This is a genomic window from Arthrobacter sp. NicSoilB8 (genome assembly GCF_019977355.1).
Classification (GTDB): domain Bacteria; phylum Actinomycetota; class Actinomycetes; order Actinomycetales; family Micrococcaceae; genus Arthrobacter.
This window is the reverse complement of record NZ_AP024655.1, coordinates 986864-1006097: the sequence shown is the minus strand read 5'-3', so window position 1 is coordinate 1006097 and position 19234 is coordinate 986864. Positions and strand designations below refer to the sequence as shown.

The window sequence follows — 19234 nt, the reverse complement described above, 5'->3', positions numbered from 1 at the left end:
CAATCATGGTGCAGATGATAAGCAAGCGTCGTATTTTTGCGCCAAGCGGTAGCAGGAGCGCGATGAACGGTAAGGCAGGCGGGAGGGTGGCGGGAAGAGTGGAGAAGGCTACTTGCCGAGGCCTGCTTTCCTGAGCGCCTCGGCCATCGCGGTGTTGACGGGCGCCGGCGCAGGCCTTGCCTGGGACGCTGACCGTTGCGGCTGGGACTGCCGCCCTGCCTCGCCTGGGCCCTGGGGCTGCGCTTTCCTCTGGGCCTGCGGCTGCGCCTGACGCGAGGCGTCAGGCCTGGACCCGCCGGGCCGGCCGGCGGACTGCCGCGGCTGTTGCTGCCTGGAGGACGGTGCGCCGCCCCCGGAAGCTGCCGGTTCGTCGTCGAGCCTTAGCGTCAGCGAGATGCGCTTCCGTTCCGGATCCGCCTCCAGAACCTTGACCCTGACCACCTGCCCGGACTTCACCACCTCGCGCGGATCGGAGACGAACCGGTTGGCGAGCGCGGACACGTGCACCAGCCCGTCCTGGTGCACCCCGATGTCCACGAACGCGCCGAAGGCCGCCACGTTGGTCACGGTGCCCTCCAGCACCATGCCCGGTTTGAGGTCGGAGATCTTCTCGATCCCTTCCGAGAACGCTGCGGCCGCGAAGGCCGGACGGGGGTCGCGGCCGGGCTTTTCAAGTTCGGCGATGATGTCCTGCACGGTGGGCAGGCCGAAGGAGCCGTCCACGAAGTCCTGCGGGTTCAGCGCCGCATAGCTTCCCGCGGCCGGCGCCTTCCCGGCGGCCGCCTTGATCTTCCGCGCCACGGGATAGGCCTCCGGGTGCACGCTGGAGGCATCCAGCGGCTCCGCTCCCCCGGTGATCCGCAGGAAGCCCGCGCACTGCTCGAACGCTTTGGCGCCCAGCCGTGGGACCTTCTTCAGCTCGCTCCGCTTGGTGAACGGGCCGTGCTCGTTCCGGTAGGCCACGATGTTCTCGCTCAGCAGCGGCCCGACGCCGGCCACCCGGCTCAGCAGGGCCGGCGATGCTGTGTTGACGTCGACGCCCACGGCATTCACGCAGTCCTCGACCACCGCATCCAGGCTGCGGTCCAGCTTCGCGGCCGTGACGTCGTGCTGGTACTGCCCGACGCCGATCGACTTCGGCTCGATCTTCACGAGCTCGGCGAGCGGGTCCTGCAGCCTCCGGGCGATCGAGACGGCGCCGCGCAGGGATACATCCATGCCCGGCAGCTCGGCCGCGGCGAGCGCCGAGGCCGAATAAACCGACGCCCCGGCCTCGGACACCACGATCTTCTGCGGTTTGCTGTCTGAGCCGGATGAGAGTTGCTTGAGCAGTTCCCCGGCGAGCTTGTCCGTCTCCCGCGACGCCGTGCCGTTGCCGATCGCGACGAGTTCCACGCCGTGTTTCTTCGCCAGACCCACGAGGGTCCGCAGCGCCTCGTCCCATTTGCGGGCCGGGGCGTGCGGATAGACGGTGTCCGTCGCGACCACCTTGCCGGTGCCGTCGACCACCGCGACTTTCACCCCGGTGCGCAGTCCGGGGTCCAGGCCCAAGGTGGCGCGGTTCCCTGCCGGCGCGGCGAGCAGCACGTCGCGCAGATTGGCGGCGAACACGCGCACGGCCTCATCCTCGGCGGCCGCGAACATCCGGCTCCGCAGATCCGCCGTCAGCCGTGCCAGGACCCGCGAGCGCCACGCCGTCTGGGCCGTCTGCAGGAGCCAGGCATCGGCGGGCCGGCCGCGGTCGGCAACCCCGAGGAACCTGGCCACGGCCGCCTCGTAACGGCCGCGCGCGGCGGTGAGGGCGGCGTCGTCGTTGGGTTCAGCCTCGGCGAGGTCCAGCTCCAGCACCCCGTCTTTTTCTCCTCGCAGGAGCGCCAGGACGCGGTGCGACGGCATTCCGGACGGCTGCTGGGAGAACTCGAAGTAGTCCTTGAACTTCTGCCCTTCGGCGTCCTTGCCCTTCCTGACGCGCGAGACCATCCGGCCCTGCGTCCAGAGCCGCTCCCGCAGCGTTTCGGCCAGGTCCGGGTCCTGGGCGACGCGCTCCACCAGGATGGACCGGGCACCGGCGAGGGCCGCGGCGGCGTCCCCGATTGCGTGGTCGGCGTTGAGGTACTTGGCAGCCTCGCGGTCCGGGTCCAGCTCCGGGCGCTTCAGCAGCGCATCGGCGAGCGGTTCCAGCCCGGCCTCGCGGGCGATCTGCGCCTTGGTCCGCCGCTTGGTTTTGAACGGGAGGTAGATGTCCTCGAGCCGCGACTTCGTGTCGGCCCCGACGACGGCGGCCTGCAGTTCCGGGGTCAGTGCGCCCTGCGCGGCGATCGCCTCAAGGATGGTCCGGCGCCGGTCCTCGAGTTCGCGGAGGTACCGCAGCCGCTCCTCCAGGTCGCGCAGCTGGGTGTCATCCAGCGTCCCGGTGGCTTCCTTGCGGTACCGGGCGATGAACGGCACGGTGGATCCGGCGTCGAGCAGGTCCACCGCGGCCTTGACCTGCCAGGCCTGCACGCCGAGCTCGCCGGCGATCTGGGCGGCGATGCCCGATTCCTGGGTCTGCGGCAATGTGGCCTGGGGCGACGCTGCCTTTGGCGGCGCTGCCTTTGGCGACGCTGCCTTTGCACGCGTGGCCGGCTGGGGCGGTGCGGAAGTGGCTGCGGGAGCTGCTGGGGAAGGGCGCTGCGGGAGTTGAGTCACCCTGTCTATTTTGCCTTACCCATGTCCTGCCCCGGCAGTGCCGGATCCGGACTCGGGCGGCTCGACATCCTGGACGACCTCGTTCCGGCGGAGGAACCATGGCTTGAAGGGCGGATCGAAGCGGGCAAACCGCGGCGGCCCCACCGCCGTCAGCCCGGCCAGCACGAGTGCCGCCTGGAGGCCGGTATTGTGCCGTTCAAAGGCAGCTTCCGACCCGCTGCCCGAGAACCGCTGCACAGCCGCCAGGGACCCGGGGATGGTCCGGACCTTGACGTCGGAGTTCGCTGGGACCGGTGCCGTCTCCGCCGTCAGGCCGGCGGGGAGCACAAAGGCAACGACAAAATCAGCGGACTCGTCGCTTCCGGGCAGCGGACCGCTCTGGAGCACCGGGGCGGTCATCGCCAGTTTCTGCGAAGAACCCCGTTCCTGAACCACCGGGGCCGTCATCGCCAGCTTCTGGCGGGCGGTGTTGCCGCCGCTGATGTAGTTGAACAGGTGCCGGAAGGCAGCATTCCCGGCCCGGTCAAACGTCGCGTTGACCTGTATTTCGGCCACGACGTACTCGGGATAGCGGCGCAGCTCGAAGTGCGCGAACCGCTGGACGAGCTCAAAGGGCTGCTGTTCGGTCATGAACTCAGACCCTACGCCTAGCTTCCGACAGGAACCAGCGGTACCTCGCCTCTTTACAGGTTCTTGGTTCTTGGTTCTTGGTTCCTGGCTCCTGGTTCCTGGCTCCTGGCTCCTGGCTCCTGGCTCCTGGCTAGTGCTTGATTGTCAGAGGGCTTTGATAGCTTGAACAACGGAGGGCCGGACCCGGCTCCTCAGCGGTCAACTAACAGAGCGCAGCAACGACGGGGGCACCGTGTTTTTTCTTGAACCTCAGGTGCCAGGCTCATCACCGGACCTGGTCTATTCAGCGAGCGATCTTGTGGTGGCCGCGAGCTGCGAGTACCAGCTGCTCCGGAAGCTCGACGAGAAGCTGGGCCGCTCGCCTCAAGCGGTCTTCGATGACGACGAGATGCTGCAGCATGCCGCCGTGTTGGGGGACCTCCACGAGCACAGGGTCCTCGACAGGTTCGTCGCGGAGTTCGGTCACTGGGATCGGGTCACCGGACACGGGGTTTACGACGTCGCCCCGGCTGAAGCCATGGACCGCGCCACGTTGGCGGCCAAGCACGCCGAGTCCATCGAGGCGCTGCGGGCGGGCGCCGACGTCGTCTTCCAAGCGGCTTTCTTCGATGGCCAGTTCCATGGCCGCTCCGACTTCCTGGTGCGGCAGCCGGACGGTAGCTACGCCGTGTTCGACACCAAGCTGGCCCGCCATGCCAAGGTGACGGCGCTGCTGCAGCTGGCGGCCTACGGCGACCAGCTCCTGAAGGCCGGAATCACGCCCGATCAGACCGTGACCTTGGTGCTTGGCGCTACTGTCCCGCTCCCGGGCGGAGGCTTCGACTACGTCCGCAGCCACCACAGACTTTCGGAGATCCTGCCGGTCTTCCGCGAACGGCGCGAGCGATTCCTCGCGCTGACCGCCGCGCACATCGCACAACCGGGAACGGTGAGCTGGGGTGCGCCCGGGCTCACCGCCTGCGGGCGCTGCGACTACTGCCAGGAGCAGGTCAAAGCCACCGATGACCTGCTGCTCGTGGCGCGGATGAATTCGGCGCAGCGCAAGAAACTCCGCGCCGATGGCCTTCGCACGGTCCGTGAGCTCGCGGAAGCCACCCTGGTGAAACCCAATGCCTCGCAGCTGCGTCTGCAGGATCAGGCCCGGATGCAAAGCGGAACCGGCCGTGCAGACGGTGCAGTGCGGTTCCTCAAGGACGGCGAGGATCACACCATGCGCTTTGCGGTCATGCCGGAAAACACGCTGGCCGAGCTGCCCCCGCCCAGCGAAGGGGACATCTTCTTTGACTTCGAGGGCGATCCGTTGTGGCAGGAAGGCGCCACTGGAGTGTGGGGTTTGGAGTACCTGTTCGGCGTCATCGAGGCACCGACGGGCCCCGGCGTCCCGGGGGTTTTCAGGCCGTTCTGGGCCCACGACCGGGAGGCGGAGAAGCAGGCGTTTCTCGACTTCCTCGACTATGTGCAGAAGCGCCGACAGGACTACCCGGACATGCACGTCTACCACTATGCGGCGTATGAAAAGACGGCACTCCGGAAGCTCTCGGTGATGCACGTTGCCGGAGAGGACACCGTCGACTCGTGGCTGCGCGAGGGGCTTTTGGTGGACCTCTACCAGACCGTCCGGAACAGCATCCGGATCTCCGAGAATTCCTACAGCATCAAGAAACTCGAGCCGCTCTATATGGGGACGAATCTGCGTTCCGGGGATGTGAAAGACGCCGGCGCCTCGGTGGTTGCCTACGCCCATTACTGCGATGCGCGCGACGACGGCCGGACCGAGGAAGCGGCGGCCATCCTCGCCGGGATCTCCGATTACAACGAATACGACTGCCTCTCCACACTGGAGCTGCGGAACTGGTTGCTCGGGCTGGCGAAGGAGCGCGGGATCAAGCCGGGCGGCGGCGACGGGGCGCACGCTGCAGCCGCGTCCGGGGCCGGTGGCACCGGTGCTGATTCCGGACCGGTTTCGGCCGAACTGGACCCAATTGAAGCGGCACTGGCCGAACTGGCGGGTCCCGGCGTCGGCCTGTCTGAGGATGACCGGAAGGCCGTTGCGATGCTGGCCGCGGCGGTCAGCTACCACCGCAGGGAGCGGAAGGCATTCTGGTGGGCGCACTTCGACCGGTGCGAGAACGGCCCGGACACCCATCACCAGCAGGACCGCAACGTCTTCCTGGTTGAGGATGCCGAGGTGCTCGAGGACTGGTGGAAGGACGGTGCCAAGCTGCCGGAACGGCGGGTGAAGCTGATCGGCACGGTCAGCCCGGGCTCGGACCTCCGTGAGGGAAGCACATGGTTCCGCATGTACGAGCCGCCGCTTCCAGCCGGGCTCGAGGGAACGGGGATCAACGGGACCGGGCGCAACGGCTGGTTCGGTACCGAAGTCCTGGACCTGGGGCACGAGGACGGCACGGACACCGTCATCATCCGGGACAAGCTCCGCAAGGGCATCGAACCGTACACCCAGGTCCCCGTCGCGCTGACCGAAGACCAGCCCATCCAGACCAAGAGCCTCGAGGACGCGTTGGCCGCCCTGGCCTCCGCCGTCACCGCGGCATTGCAGCGCACACCGCCCGCTTTCCCGCGTCATCCGGCCTTGGATCTGGTCCGCCGGGTTCCGCCGCGGCTGACTTCCGGGGCGCTGCTGCCAACACCAGGTGAGGGCCCGGACCGGTTCATTGACGCGATCACGGCGGCCGTCGAAGCGTTGGACCGCTCCTACGTGGCGGTGCAGGGCCCGCCCGGCACCGGCAAGACCTATGTGGGATCGCACGTCATCGCCCGGCTGGTTGCCCGGGGATGGAAAGTCGGCGTCGTGGGCCAGTCCCACGCGGTGGTGGAAAACCTGCTCAAGACCGCTGTGGACAAGGCCGGCGTTGATCCCTCCGTCGTCGCCAAGGAGGTCAAACACGCGGAGCCCCTTCCTTGGGGGCAGCGCTCGGCGAAGGATGTGGCGCGCCTGCTCGGCTCGCCCGGCGGCGCCCTCATCGGCGGCACGGCATGGACCATGACCGGGGCAAATGTCCCTGCCGGGTCCCTGGACCTGCTGGTCATCGACGAGGCCGGACAGTTCTCCTTGGCTAATACGTTGGCCGTGGCCCAGGCCAGCAGCCGGCTGCTCCTGCTCGGAGATCCCCAGCAACTGCCGCAGGTCAGCCAGGGCGCACACCCCGAGCCTGTGGACGAGTCCGCCCTGGGCTGGGTTTCCGCCGGCCATGCCACGCTTCCGCCGGAACTTGGCTATTTCCTGGCCGATTCGTGGCGGATGACCTCGGAGCTGTGCCGGGCCGTCTCCGACCTCTCCTATGAGGGCAAGCTTCGCTCAGCCCCCGCCGCTGACTTCCGGCGGCTCGATGGGGTTCCGGCCGGGATCGAAACCGTCATGGTGGAGCACAGCGGCAACATCACCTCGTCCGACGAGGAAGCCGCCGAGGTCGTCCGCCAGGTGCGGCGACACCTGAATCTGACCTGGCATTCCGAACAAGGAATCCGGCCGCTCAACGCCGCCGACATCCTCGTGGTGGCGGCTTACAACGCCCAGGTGAACGTCATCCGCGATGCCTTGGACGCCGCGAATCTCTCCGGGGTCCGGGTAGGGACCGTGGATAAGTTCCAGGGTCAGGAGGCCCCGGTGGTGATCGTGTCCATGGCGTGCTCCGCGGTGGCCGAAGCTCCGCGCGGCATGGAATTCCTGCTCTCGCGTAACCGGATCAACGTGGCCGTGTCCCGCGGCCAGTGGCGCGCCGTCGTGGTCCGGGCACCCGAACTGACAAATTACCTCCCCGCCCACCCCGAGGGCCTGGAACAGCTGGGCGGGTTCATCGGCCTGTGCCAAAGGTCGGTGGCTTCCTAGGCTTCGCCCGCCACCCGGTCAGCCCGCGGGACATGCTCATTCTTGGCTTCCACCAGGGGACACTGCGGCATTATGTCCATTGCGCGCAGCCAGGGCTGGACATATCCGCTCTTTGCCAAGCCACCCCGCGGGACATGCTCATTCCTCGGCGACGGCTGCGAGGGACATGCTCATTCTTGGCTTCCACCAGGGGACACTGCGGCATTATGTCCATTGCGCGCAGCCAGGGCTGGACATATCCGCTCTTTGCCAAGCCACCCCGCGGGACATGCTCATTCTTGGCTTCGACCAGGGGACACTGCGGCATTATGTCCATTGCGCGCAGTCAGGGCTGGACATGTCCGCTCTTTGCCAAGCCACCCCGCGGGACATGCTCATTCCTCGGCGGCGGCTGCGAGGGACATGCTCATTCTTGGCGTCGGCCACGGGACACTGCGGCATTATGTCCATTGCGCGCAGTCAGGGCTGGACATGTCCCGCGGGGCCCCGGACGGCTCCAGCCATCAACACTCCCTCGCTTAGACCCGGCTCCGCCAGCAGCAGTGCCTCGTCAAGCACGCGCCCGAAGTTCACGGGGTCGTGCGCGAACCGGCCCAGGAACAGGCCGGAGACGCCCTCGAGCATGGGCAGCAGCCCCGGCTTGGCCGAACCGCCGTAGATGACCGGCAGCCCCGGCACCCCTGCCTCGGCGAGCCGACCGCGGAGCCTGCGGACGACGTCGGACACGTAAGCAGCGGCTGCCGGCTCGGCCGCGCCAATGGCCCAGACGGGCTCGTAGGCCACCACCAGACGGGCGGCACGATCCCACTCGCCGTCGACGGCCGATTCGATCTGGCGGTACACATGGTCGGCCGCGGCGCCCGCCTCCCCGCGCTCGGTCTCCCCCACACACAGCAAGGGCGTGAGTCCGGCGTCGTCGGCCGCCCGGGTCTTGAGGGCCACCATGGGGGCATCCTCGCCGAGGTGCCGGCGGCGCTCGGCATGGCCGATTTCCACCAGGCTGACGCCGAGTTCAGCGAGCATGGACGGGGCCACCTCCCCGGTCCAGGGACCGTCGGCCCAGCCGCAGTTCTGGGCCCCCAGCAGCAGCGGTGACCCCGCCACGATGCGGGCCGCGGCCGGCAGGACGGGAAAGGACGGAATCACAAACGGGACAACCCGCCCGGCCGCGAGGGCCGGACGGGCGTCCACTTCATGGCGCAGCCGCTCCAGCCAGTCCAGGCTGTCCCGGTAGCCCAGGTACATCTTGGTGCTGACACCCACCAGGATGCTGGGGCGGGTGGCCGGACTGTTGGGGGTGTGCTGCATTGCGGGTGCTTTCTGCTTGGTCCAGGCCGCTGAGAGCCTACGTGAGCTGATCCGGAGGAACTGCTAGTGCTCCAGCAGGTCGTCGGCCTTGTTCTTGAACCGCTTGGTGGCGAACATCATCGCCGCGGCCAGGAACGGGAGCACACCGAGGGCGTAGACACCCATGGTTCCGGTGTCGGACGCGGTCATCTGGTTGACGGAGGTCCGCAGGATCGGAGCGACGAAGCCGCCCAGGTTGCCGAGCGAGTTGATCAGGCCGATGCCTGCGGCTGCCGCCGTACCGGTGAGGAACGCCGTCGGGTAGGACCAGGCGATGGGGCCGATGGACAGGAAGCTGCAGACCGCGAGGCTGATGAAGATGATGCCGAGTGCCGGAATGTGGTTGGCCCCGGCCCAGGCCGAGCCGAAGATGCACAGGCCGGTGGAGATGAAGAGCCCGGTGCCCCAGACCCGTCGGCGGACCACCGTGTTGGCCGCCCTGCCAATGAAGTAGCAGGCGAAGATGCCGAAGAACCACGGGATGGCCGCCATGAGCCCGACGGCGAGGCCCACCTTCTGCCCGGTCAGCTGCGCGACCTGCTGCGGCAGGTAGAACGTGACGCCGTAGACGGCGATTTGCAGGCAGAAATAGATGACCGTGAAGTACCAGACCTTCCCGTTCTTCATGGCGGCGAGCACGCCCCGGGGGCCGGTTTCTTCCTTGACGGTGTCCTCGAGCGCCATGACGTCCAGGAGCGCCTTCTTCTCGTCCTTGGCCAGGAACTTGGCGTCCTGCGGGCTGTTGATCAGGAAGAAGTACGCGGCGATGCCAGCCAGGACCGCCAGCATGCCCTCGACGAAGAACATGACCTGCCAGCCCTGGACGCCGGGGACCTGGTCGCCGATGTTGATGAGCCAGCCGGACAGCGGTGCGCCCATCATCTGGGAGAAGGGTTGGGCCAGGTAGAAGATCGCGAACATCTTGACCCGGACCTTGTTGGGGAACCACGCAGCCAGGAACATGATGACGCCAGGGAAAAGCCCGGCCTCGGTCACGCCCAGCAGGAAGCGCAGGATGATGAAGGACGTCTCGCCCTGCACGAACGCGAAGCAGGCGGAGACGATGCCCCATGTGATGGCGATGCGGGCCAGCCACACCTTGGCGCCGAATTTCGTCAGGAGCAGGTTACTGGGGATCTCGAACAGGGCGTAGCCGATGAAGAAAATCCCGGCGCCGAGGGCGAAGGCGCCGGCACTAATGCCCTTGTCCACGCCCAGCGCCGCCTCGGAAAAGCCCACGTTGGTGCGGTCCAGGAAGGCCACCACGTACAGGATGACGAGCATCGGCATGAGCCGCCGGGAGGCCTTGGAAATGGCCGATTTCAGGACCGGCGTCTCCAGGAGCTCCCTGGTGGATGGGGTTGCTACGGACATCAAAACTCCTCATTGAGTGAATCAGTTTGAGTAGATCAGGAAGGTAGAACAGCTGAACGAGCGGATGAAGCAGGTGCGTGGAACCGCGGTGGAACGCCTGCTAGCGTGAAAAAGCCATCATGAGGACCCCGGCCAGGCAGGCCAGGACCCCGACGGCGAGATAGATCTTCCGCCCTTTGCTCCAGGTTGCGAATCCGCCGGTGGCGGGGGGTTGGCTGTGTTGTGCCACGGAGACTTCTTCCTTAGTGCATGTAGAGTCCGCCATCCACATTCAGCGTCTGGCCGGAGATGTATCCGGCGTCCTCGCTGATGAGGAAGGCGATGGCTGCTGCGATGTCCCGGGTGGAGCCAACGCGGTTGACCACGAGGTCTTGGGTGAGTTCGTCCTTGCGTTCCTGGCTGAGCGTTCCGCCCATGATGTCGGTGTCGATGGGGCCCGGCGAGATAGCGTTGACCGTGATGTCGTAGGGGCCCAGTTCCCGGGCGGTGGACCGGGTCAGGCCGATCACGCCCGCCTTGGCCACCGAGTACGGCGTCTTGGAGTAAGTGCCGCCGCCGCGCTGGGCGGAAACGGAGGAGATGTTGACGATCCTCCCGATGCCGTTCTTGACCATGGACTCGGCCACGCGGCGGGTGGCGTAATGGACGCCGTTGAGGTTAATGCCGAGCACCCGGTCCCATTCGGCGGCGTCGAGGTCCAGGTACGGGACCGGGGAGCTGACGCCGGCCACGTTGGCGAGGGCCACAACCTGCGGCAGTTCGGCCTCGATCTCGTCAATGGCCGCGCGGACCGATGCCTCGTCGCCGATATTGGCGCCCGCGCCGTAGGCCTTGACGCCGTGCTCGGCGGCCACTTCCTTGGCGGTTGCCTTGCAGCGGGCGTCGTCGAGGTCGATGATGCCAATGTTCCAGCCCTGCGCCGCCAGGTAGTTGGCGGTGGCGCGGCCGATGCCGCGCTCGGACACGGCGCCGGTGATGATCGCCGTGCGTTCTGCGGGGAAAGTGCTCATGGGTGCTCCTTGATAAAGCGAAAAGTGCCGTGAAGACGAAGGCCGGATGGATCAGTTGATGGGGGCCGGACCGAGGTCCTCCAGCAGCTGCTGCATGGCGACATACGCCTTGTTCCGGTACGCGATCAGTTCCGGCGTGCGCTCGGCCGGGACGTTGAGGAACCCGGCGCCGGACTTGGTGCCCAGCTTGCCGGCCTCCACGAGGTCGGTGAGGATTTTCGGCGTCGCAAAGCGTTCCGGGAAGTCGGTCTGGAGCGATTTGTAGCAGAAGTTGTAGACGTCCAGCCCGGCCATGTCGGCGATGGCGAAGGGTCCGAAGAACGGCAGCCGGAAGCCGAAGGTGGTGCGGACCAGCGTGTCGATGTCCTCCGCGGTCGCGATCTCCTGCTCAACCAGCTGCGCTGCCTCGTGGAACAGCGCGTACTGGAGTCGGTTGAGCACGAATCCGGTGACGTCCTTGACGACGGCGGTCTGCTTGCCCGCGGCGTGCACCAGCTCGCGGACGGTGCCGACCGTGGCCGCCGACGTGCCGGCGTGCGGGATGATTTCGACGCCGGGAATGAACGGTGAGGGGTTCGAGAAGTGCACGCCCAGGAACCGTTCCGGGTGGCTGACGGGCTCGGACAGCTCAGCGATCGAAATGGTGGAGGTGTTGGACCCAATGATGGCATCCGGGCGGGCGGCGGCGCTGATCCGGGCCAGGGTCTGGTGCTTGATCGCGATGACTTCGGGAACGGCTTCCTCGATGAAGTCGGCGTCGGCCACGGCTTCCTCGATGTCCTTGGCGGCCCACAGGTTTTCCTTGAGCACCTCCGTTGAGCCTTGCGGGAACAGCCCGGCGGCAACGAATTCGTCCGATTCCGCCAGCAGCCGCTCGAAGTTCTTCTGCGCCACTTCGGCGGACACATCGGCCAGTGCGACGCGTGCGCCGCCGAGGGCCAGGACCTGCGCGATCCCGCCGCCCATGTAGCCGGAGCCGACGACGGCGATCCTGCGGGCGGCGTTGACGGCGCCGGCGCCGTTCGTTCCTGTATTCGCTGCTGTGTTCGTTGCTGTGTTCGCTTCAAAAGCTGCGGCGGGGTTTGTTGATTCGGTCATGGTCAGACTGCCTTCGTGTAGTCGGGCTCGTAGGAGCAGATGGCGTCCACCTTGGCGGCGGAGGAGGAGTTTTCGTCGAAGCGGTGGCCCAGCCATTCACTCACGAGCTTCTTGGCGAGTTCCAGGCCGATGACGCGCTGGCCGAGGGTGAGGACCTGGGCGTTGTTGCTCAGGACCGAGCGCTCCACGGAGTAGCTGTCGTGGGCGGTGACGGCGCGGATGCCGGGGACTTTGTTGGCTGCGATGGCCACGCCGAGGCCGGTGCCGCAGATCAGCAGCGCCCGGTCGGCGTCGCCCTCGGCGACTTTGCGGGCCGCATCGACGGCCACGTGCGGATAGGCGGTGGAGTCGTTGGCGCCGACTCCGATGTCCTGGACGGAAGCCACGCGGGGATCGGCTTCGAGCAGCGCCTTCAGCGCGTTCTTGTATTCGACGCCGGCCTCATCGTTGCCGATGACGACGCGCCAGCCTGTTGCTGTGCTCATGCTTGTGCTCCTTGTTCCGCCGGCTCGGAGTTGGCGAGCCGGGACGCTGTCGGCAAAGTGCCGGTGTCTGAAGTGTTGGTGTCTGGGGTGTCGGTGTGTGCAGAAATCCGGGTGGCGATGAGGGCGAAGGACACGGCCCCGGGGTCCGGGTGGCCAAGGCTCTTTTCGGCGAGCGGGCGCGCCCGGCCCTTGAGCGGACGCAACTCGGCGGTCCGGTCTGCGGCCGTTGTGGCGGCGGCTGCCGCCGCGGCGAGCGAGCCGGCCACCGTTGCGCCGCCGTCGAACGCGGTGAGGAAGGCATCCCGGAACGGCACGAGGGCGTCCACCATGGTCTTGTCCCCCAGATCGGCCTTGCCGAGCGCGGTGATCGCATCAACGAAGGCCGTGACCGCGGCGGCTGCGTCCTCGCCGCTGTAGCTGTCCTGGTTGCCCAGGGCCTGTCCGGCGGCGATGATCGCCGAGCCCCAGAGCGCGCCCGAGGTGCCGCCAGCGCGTTCGCTCCAGGCTTCCCCCGCGGCGGTCAGGACGCGCGCGGGTGACGCGCCGCCGTCGTTCGCCGCAGCCTGCTCAGCCGCCGCGACCGCCGCGTCCACGCCGCGGCGCATGCCGATCCCGTGGTCGCCGTCGCCGGCGATGGCATCCAGCCGGCCCAGTTCTTCCTCGTGCTCAACGATCACGTCCCGGGTCTGGCCAAGGAGGTCGGCCGCCAGCCGGCCGAGGGGTGCCGCCGCCGCGGTGGGGCGTTCGACGTCGGCCGCTTCCTCGGCTTCCGGCCCGGCGAGTTCGCGGCGGGAGCGGGGCGCCAGGTTTCCCTTGCGGAACGCGGGCGTGTCCGCCGGGGCGGCCCAGTACTGCTCGAGTTCCTCGTCCAGCCACAGCAGGGTCAGGGAGAGTCCGGACATGTCCAGGCTTGTGACGAGTTCGCCGCATTCGGGCTCCACGACGGTGAGCCCGGCCTTGGTGAGGAGTTTCTCGATCTTGCCGAACAGCAGGAAGAGCTCGTCGTACTTGACCGTGCCGAGGCCGTTGACGATCGCGACCACGCGGGTGCCGGCGTCGTCCGGCTTGTCGGCCAGGAGCCTGCTGACGAGAAGCTCGGCCAGTTCAGAGGCAGTGGGCATGGGGTGGTCTGAGATGCCCGGTTCACCGTGGATGCCCAGACCCAGGGACATGTGCCCGGCGGGGACGGAGAACAGCGGGGCTTCCGCGCCAGGCAGGGTGCAGCCGTCGAAGGCGACGCCGAGGGAGCGGGTGCGGTAGTTGGTCCGGATGGCCAGCCGTTCGACGTCGTCCAGGCTCAGTCCCACTTCCGCGGCGGCGCCGGCGATCTTGAAGACCGTCAGGTCCCCGGCGATGCCGCGGCGCTTCTCGATCTGGTCCAGCGGGGCGCTGGCGATGTCGTCGGTGACCAGGACCGTGCGGGTCTCGATGCCATCGGCGTTGAGGCGCAGCTGGGCCTGGCCGAAGTGCAGGACGTCGCCGGCGTAGTTGCCGTAGCTCAGCAGCACGCCGCCGCCGGCGTTGGCGGCCTTGGCCACCCGATAGACCTGGCCGGCCGCGGGCGACGCGAACATGTTGCCGCAGGCCGAGGCGGTGGCCAGCCCCGGCCCGACGAGGCCGGCGAAGGCCGGGTAGTGCCCGGAGCCGCCGCCGACCACGAGGGCCACCTGCCCGGCCGGGACCTCGGTGGAGCGGACGACGCCGCCGTCCACACGGGCCACATAGCCGCGGTTGGCTGCCACGAAGCCGTCCAGTGCCTCATCCGCGAAATCAGCGGGATTGTCGAAGATCTGGGTCATGGTTTCCTCATTGAATCCGTGTTGGAGAAGTGATGTTGGGGAATCTGCGGTGGTGCGGCCGCCCCCAAATAGCTTGACGGCCGCACCCTGCCGGGTCAGGCGCCCGGTCAGACCGGGTCAGACGCTGGCGAGTGCCGCGGCCGCCGGCAGCTGCCGGCCCTGGGCCACCTGGCTCTTACCGAGGGCGTAGCCGTCGGTTTTCGGCAGGACCTGGCGGCGGAGGTAGTCCTGGTTGCTGGCCGTGACGCTGAGGCCGTCGCCGCCGTAGTGCTCGGTGCACAGGATGCCCTGGAAGCCCACGGAGAGCGCGACCTTGAACGCCTCGCGGTAGTTGATGAGGCCGCTTTCCATCGGGGCGGGCATGGCGACGTAGGTGTCGCGGGCGACGTCCTCGTCGCGGATGTAGTTCTTCATGTGCCAGTAGTTGGAGTACGGCAGGGTCTTGGCGACCATCTCGCGCCAGTCCTCAATCGGGCGGTGGAGCCGGATGAGGTTGCCGAGGTCAGGGTTGAGGCCGACATTGGCCAGTCCGATGTCCTGCACCAGCTGGACGGAGGAATCCGCGGTGCCGAGGTACGTGTCCTCGTACATTTCGAGCGACAGCAGGACACCGACCTCGGCCGCGTGCCGGCCGAGTTCCCGCAGGCGGCTCACGGCCTTGCCCCAGGTTTCCTTGTCCCCCACCGGGTCCTTGTACCCCTCGATGGTCCAGAACCACAGCTGCTTCTGCTGTTCGGCGGTGATGGCCTGGTGCAGCCCGAACGAGACAACCTCGCAGCCAAGCTCGGCGGCAGCATCGATGGTGCGGTGGCTGTACGCCAGGTTGGCTTCCCAGTTACCGTCCTCGATGACGCTGCGGCGGATGGCCGAGATGACGGGGATGCCGACGCCCACGTTGTCCGCCGTCTGCTTGAACTCCGCAAGGCGGCCGGAGCTGAGGTCGCCGGGGCGGACCCAGCTGTCCGTGAGGTCCGCGTTGGCAAAGCCCGCGTCCTTGACCTCCTGCAGCACCTCCGCCCAGGCGGACGCCGGGCCGTCGTTGATGTGGGTGCCCTGGGCGTCGGTGCCCGGGAACTGCAGCAGTGCCGCGGTGATGGGCCAATTTTCGGCGGTGTAAGCCATGGGTCACTCCTTCGTGGAATCCTGTTTCCTATAGGATTTACTATCGAAAGGATGTTGTCAAGATCACACAGGGGCATATCGGCAACAATCGAAGATCCTATAGGGGATCGCTTCGGGTGTGAAGAGGGCTATGAAAATGCTTGGCGTCCGGTCTGCCGGTTAGTCTGCCGGGGCGTCGGCGATGGCCCGGCCGCGGACCTGGCGCACGTGGTCGGCCATGGCAGCTTCGGCCTTCTGCGGGTCCCCCGAGGCCAAAGCATCCAGGACAGCTTGGTGCTCGGCGATCGCGTGATCGGCGTCGGTGATGCCCACTCCCCCGAACAGGCGGAAGCGCTGAATCTGTCCCCCGAGGGCGGCATAGGCGGCCACCATGAACTGGTTGCCCGTCTGCTCCGCGATCAGCCGGTGGAACCGTTCGTCGGCTTCAAGGTAGCTGCGGAATTCGGAAAAGGAGGGCCCGCGCGGCGCATTCTTGAGATCGGAGACCGCCTGCTCCAGCTCCTTCAGGTGGCCCGGAGTGAGGCGGGAACATGCCAGCCGCGCATTCACCGGCTCGATTGCGAGCCGGGCCTCCATGAGTTCGGCGAAGTCCTCCCGGGTGAACACCGGGGCAACCCGGTAGCCCTTGAGCGCGACGCGGCGAACCATGCCGGTGTGCTCGAGCCTGGCCAGCGCTTCCCGGACGGGCGTGGGCGAAACATCGAGCTCGCGGGCCGTCCCATCGATGCTCACCGCGGCCCCGGGCTCCAGCCGGCCATCCATCAGGGACGCCAGCAGTTCTTCATAGACGTGATCCGCCAGGACCTGCCGGCTGACGGGGCGGCCCGCGGGGCGCCCCTCAGAGCCGCGGCCGGTGGAAGCTAGTTGCATGTTCAGATCCTATAGGACCTGGCGCGGCGCGACCCCCTCGGGGACATGCTCGTTCGCGCCCCTTGCCAAGGGACATGCCCTTCTCTTGGGTTGGACCGGGCCTCGGCGCAGGCTCTGCCACGGGTCCGGCCAGGGGACATGTCCAGTGCCGCAGGATACGCAGCGAAGGACATGCTCATTCTTAAACACGATCAGTGGGCAGAATGGCATTCCGCCCACTGCTCGTGGCTGCGAGGGACAAGCCCGGCCACACATGTAGTCGCGGGACATGTCCAATCGTGGGCCTAGCCTCGTGGGCCCAGCCCGCGAAGGACATGCTCATTCATAAACGCGATCAGTGGGCAGAATGGCATTCCGCCCACTGATTGTGACTGCGGCTGGACATGTCCAAGGGTGAAGACTGGCTGCGAGGGACAAGCCCGGCCGCACATGTCATCACGGGACATGTCCAATCGTGGGACATGTCACCGCGGGACATGTCCAATCGTGGGCCCAGCCCGCGAAGGACATGCTCATTCATAAACGCGATCAGTGGGCAGAATGGCATTCCGCCCACTGCTCGTGGCTGCGACTGGACATGTCCAGTGGTCAAGACTGGCTGCGAGGGACAAGCCCGGCCGCACATGTCATCGCGGGACGTGTCCAGCCGCGGGTGTGCCGCGATGCGAGCCCGGCGGCCGGCCTTAGTTCTGGTAAGCCGGGTAGTCCGTGTAGCCCGCGGCGCCGTCGGCATAGAACGTGGAGGCGTCGGGCTCGTTGACGGGCAGGCCTTCGCGCCAGCGGCGGGCGAGGTCCGGGTTCGCGATGGCCGGGCGTCCGACCACCACGGCGTCGGCGTGACCGTCGGCGACGAGCGCCACGGCCTCGTCGCGGGTCGTGATGACGCCAAAGCCGGTGTTGACGAGGAAGGTTCCGCCGAAGCGCGCACGGAGGTCCTGCACGAGTGCGCTCGTGGGTTCCTTGTGAAGGATGCTGAGGTAGGCCAGGTTCAGGGCAGCCAGGCCGTCGACCAGCAGGCCGTACGTCTCCTGGACATCGGCCGCATCCAACTCGAGAGCGCCCTGGACGTTGTGCTCGGGCGAAATGCGGATCCCCACCCGGTCTGCGCCGAGGGCTGCGACGACCGCCTCGGCCACTTCCATCACGAAGCGGACGCGGTTCTCGGGTGAGCCGCCGTAGATGTCATCGCGCTGGTTGGCGGCGGGGGTCAGGAATTCGTGGAGCAGGTAACCGTTGGCGGAGTGCAGCTCCACGCCGTCGAACCCTGCCTCGACCGCCTTGCGGGACGCCGTCACAAACTCCTCGACGATGCCCGGCAGTTCCTCGGTGGTGAGGGCGCGCGGGACGGGGAACGGCTTCTTGCCCGCGTAGGTGCGGGTTTCGCCGTCGATCGCGATGGCGCTGGGCGCAACAACCTCGTGGCCGCCAGTGGTGTCGGCGTGCGTGACGCGGCCGGCGTGCATTACCTGGGCGAAGATCCGGCCGCCTTCGGCGTGAACAGCGGAAGTGACGTTGGCCCAGCCCTGGAGCTGCTCGGGCGTCACCAGACCGGGCTGGCCAGGAAAGCCCCGGCCTGCCGGGCTCGGGTACGTGCCTTCACTGACGATCAGGCCGAGCGAGGCCCGCTGGCGGTAATGCTCAACAACCAGCGGGCCCGGGACTCCCTCCTGGCCGGAGCGAAGACGGGTCAGAGGCGCCATCACGAGTCGGTTGGGCAGTTCAAGCTCGCCAAGGGTCATCGGGGAAAACAGCATGCGCAGTTCCTTTCGCAGTGAATGGGTTCACTAGCGGCAACTGCGAGGCGTCTGCAACTATTCCGGGTGAGACTCGGATCACGGGTGGACGATGATCTTTACCGCGGTGTCGTTGTGGTTGATCAGCGTGTCAAACCCCTTGTCCACGAGGTCGTCCAGGGCGATCCTGCCGGTGATGAAGGGTTTCAGGTCCACTTTTCCTTCCTGGACCAGCTTGATGGCGGCTTCATGATCGCCGCAGTAGGCGATGGTCCCGCGCAGGTCGATTTCCTTCAGCACGACTTTCTGCATGTCCACCGTGGCCGGGTGTCCCCAGATCGAGACGTTGACGACGACACCGGCCGGCTTCACGACGTCGAGCATCGTGTCCAGGACAGCATTCACGCCTGCACATTCAAACGCCGCATCGGCCCCCGCGCCTTGGGTCAGGTCCAGCACGCGCGCCTTGACGTCGTCCGAACTGGGATCGAGCACGTGATCCGCAACCCCGGACGAGGCCGCCTTGTCCTTGCGGGCAGCCGAGAGTTCGGTCACGATCGTGGTGATGCCGATGCCTTTGAGGACCGCCGCGGTGAGCAGACCGATGGGTCCGGCACCCCCGACGACGGCGACGTCCCCGGCTTTTAGGCCGCTCCGGCCGACGGCGTGATACGCCACCGCAAGGGGTTCGATGAGGGCGGCCTCGTCAAGGGGGATGTCGCCGACGGGGTGCACCCAGCGGGTGTCGACAACGATTTTCTCGCTCAGGCCGCCACCGCCGCCCGCCAGGCCGATGAAGCCCAGCTTGGTGCACAGGTTGTAGTGGCCGCTGAGGCAGGGACCGCATTCGTTGCAGACGTAGTACGGCTCCACGACAACGTGGTCTCCGACGGCCAGGCCGCTGACGCCCTCCCCGAGTTCCTCGACGGTGCCGGAGAATTCGTGGCCGAGGGTGACCGGGGCGGCCTCGTGGGTCAGCCCGTGGGGATGGCCGGGCGGCGGGGTGAAGATGGGCCCTTCGAGGAATTCATGGAGGTCGGTACCGCAGATACCGCACCAGGCCACGGCAATCTTCACCGTTCCCGGACGCAGCTCCGGCTCTTGGATGTCTTCGATCCGGAGATCCTCGCGGGCGTGGAATCGTGCTGCTTTCATGGTGTTTCACCTTCGCATTCCAGGCCGTGGATGCGCCCGGTCAGGCGCATCCACGGAATGTCGTTGGAGTTTC

At 67.3% G+C, this 19234-nt stretch carries 13 protein-coding genes; 1 reads left to right on the top strand and 12 read right to left on the bottom strand.

The window, feature by feature from the left end; all coding sequences use genetic code 11:
• Positions 1-108: 108 nt before the first annotated feature.
• Entirely contained in the window at positions 109-2556 is a 2448-nt protein-coding gene (locus tag LDO15_RS04540; protein WP_223984447.1) for a Tex family protein, read from the bottom strand.
• 147 nt (positions 2557-2703) lie between these two features.
• The gene (locus LDO15_RS04535; protein WP_223984444.1) at positions 2704-3318 is read right to left on the bottom strand and encodes a heme-binding protein; all 615 of its coding nucleotides are present in this window, start codon (positions 3316-3318) and stop codon (positions 2704-2706) included.
• 232 nt (positions 3319-3550) lie between these two features.
• Here LDO15_RS04535 and LDO15_RS04530 point away from each other — a divergent pair, with 232 nt between their 5' ends.
• Positions 3551-7168, top strand: coding sequence for a bifunctional RecB family nuclease/DEAD/DEAH box helicase (locus LDO15_RS04530; RefSeq protein WP_223984441.1), 3618 nt, complete (start codon positions 3551-3553; stop codon positions 7166-7168).
• Positions 7169-7627: 459 nt separating this feature from the next.
• Here LDO15_RS04530 and LDO15_RS04525 read toward each other — a convergent pair whose 3' ends face one another.
• The 10 genes from LDO15_RS04525 to LDO15_RS04480 form a co-directional block, all read right to left on the bottom strand.
• Complete coding sequence (locus tag LDO15_RS04525) at positions 7628-8476, bottom strand: triose-phosphate isomerase family protein (RefSeq protein WP_223984438.1); 849 nt, start codon at positions 8474-8476, stop codon at positions 7628-7630.
• 63 nt (positions 8477-8539) lie between these two features.
• Entirely contained in the window at positions 8540-9889 is a 1350-nt protein-coding gene (locus tag LDO15_RS04520) for an MFS transporter (RefSeq protein WP_223984435.1), read from the bottom strand.
• Positions 9890-10131: 242 nt separating this feature from the next.
• Positions 10132-10899, bottom strand: coding sequence for an SDR family oxidoreductase (locus LDO15_RS04515; RefSeq protein ID WP_223984432.1), 768 nt, complete (start codon positions 10897-10899; stop codon positions 10132-10134).
• Positions 10900-10950: 51 nt separating this feature from the next.
• The gene (locus tag LDO15_RS04510) at positions 10951-11865 is read right to left on the bottom strand and encodes a 3-hydroxyacyl-CoA dehydrogenase family protein (protein WP_263428373.1); all 915 of its coding nucleotides are present in this window, start codon (positions 11863-11865) and stop codon (positions 10951-10953) included.
• 134 nt (positions 11866-11999) lie between these two features.
• Positions 12000-12482 (bottom strand): ribose-5-phosphate isomerase, encoded by a 483-nt coding sequence (locus tag LDO15_RS04505; RefSeq protein ID WP_223984424.1) that lies wholly within the window; start codon positions 12480-12482, stop codon positions 12000-12002.
• Positions 12479-14281 carry a dihydroxyacetone kinase subunit DhaL gene (gene dhaL, locus LDO15_RS04500; protein WP_223984421.1) on the bottom strand — a complete coding sequence of 601 codons (1803 nt, stop codon included), beginning with the start codon at positions 14279-14281 and terminating at the stop codon, positions 12479-12481. Before dhaL ends, LDO15_RS04505 begins: the two co-directional genes overlap by 4 nt.
• 117 nt (positions 14282-14398) lie before the next feature.
• Positions 14399-15403 (bottom strand): sugar phosphate isomerase/epimerase family protein, encoded by a 1005-nt coding sequence (locus LDO15_RS04495; RefSeq protein WP_223984418.1) that lies wholly within the window; start codon positions 15401-15403, stop codon positions 14399-14401.
• A gap of 159 nt (positions 15404-15562) precedes the next feature.
• The gene (locus LDO15_RS04490) at positions 15563-16273 is read right to left on the bottom strand and encodes a GntR family transcriptional regulator (RefSeq protein WP_223984415.1); all 711 of its coding nucleotides are present in this window, start codon (positions 16271-16273) and stop codon (positions 15563-15565) included.
• A 683-nt stretch (positions 16274-16956) separates the two neighbouring features.
• Entirely contained in the window at positions 16957-18027 is a 1071-nt protein-coding gene (locus tag LDO15_RS04485; protein ID WP_223984411.1) for an alkene reductase, read from the bottom strand.
• 78 nt (positions 18028-18105) lie between these two features.
• Positions 18106-19161, bottom strand: coding sequence for a 2,3-butanediol dehydrogenase (locus LDO15_RS04480; protein ID WP_223984408.1), 1056 nt, complete (start codon positions 19159-19161; stop codon positions 18106-18108).
• Positions 19162-19234 lie beyond the last annotated feature (73 nt).

Excerpts from the sequence above, each read along its gene's own strand:
- LDO15_RS04485 (WP_223984411.1), bottom strand. The coding sequence starts at position 18,027 with ATGCTGTTTTCCCCGATGACCCTTGGCGAGCTTGAACTGCCCAACCGA.
- LDO15_RS04515 (WP_223984432.1), bottom strand. The coding sequence starts at position 10,899 with ATGAGCACTTTCCCCGCAGAACGCACGGCGATCATCACCGGCGCCGTG.
- LDO15_RS04495 (WP_223984418.1), bottom strand. The coding sequence starts at position 15,403 with ATGGCTTACACCGCCGAAAATTGGCCCATCACCGCGGCACTGCTGCAG.
- dhaL (WP_223984421.1), bottom strand. The coding sequence starts at position 14,281 with ATGACCCAGATCTTCGACAATCCCGCTGATTTCGCGGATGAGGCACTG.
- LDO15_RS04510 (WP_263428373.1), bottom strand. The coding sequence starts at position 11,865 with ATGGGCGGCGGGATCGCGCAGGTCCTGGCCCTCGGCGGCGCACGCGTC.
- LDO15_RS04490 (WP_223984415.1), bottom strand. The coding sequence starts at position 16,273 with ATGCAACTAGCTTCCACCGGCCGCGGCTCTGAGGGGCGCCCCGCGGGC.
- LDO15_RS04535 (WP_223984444.1), bottom strand. The coding sequence starts at position 3,318 with ATGACCGAACAGCAGCCCTTTGAGCTCGTCCAGCGGTTCGCGCACTTC.
- LDO15_RS04505 (WP_223984424.1), bottom strand. The coding sequence starts at position 12,482 with ATGAGCACAGCAACAGGCTGGCGCGTCGTCATCGGCAACGATGAGGCC.
- LDO15_RS04480 (WP_223984408.1), bottom strand. The coding sequence starts at position 19,161 with ATGAAAGCAGCACGATTCCACGCCCGCGAGGATCTCCGGATCGAAGAC.
- LDO15_RS04520 (WP_223984435.1), bottom strand. The coding sequence starts at position 9,889 with ATGTCCGTAGCAACCCCATCCACCAGGGAGCTCCTGGAGACGCCGGTC.
- LDO15_RS04525 (WP_223984438.1), bottom strand. The coding sequence starts at position 8,476 with ATGCAGCACACCCCCAACAGTCCGGCCACCCGCCCCAGCATCCTGGTG.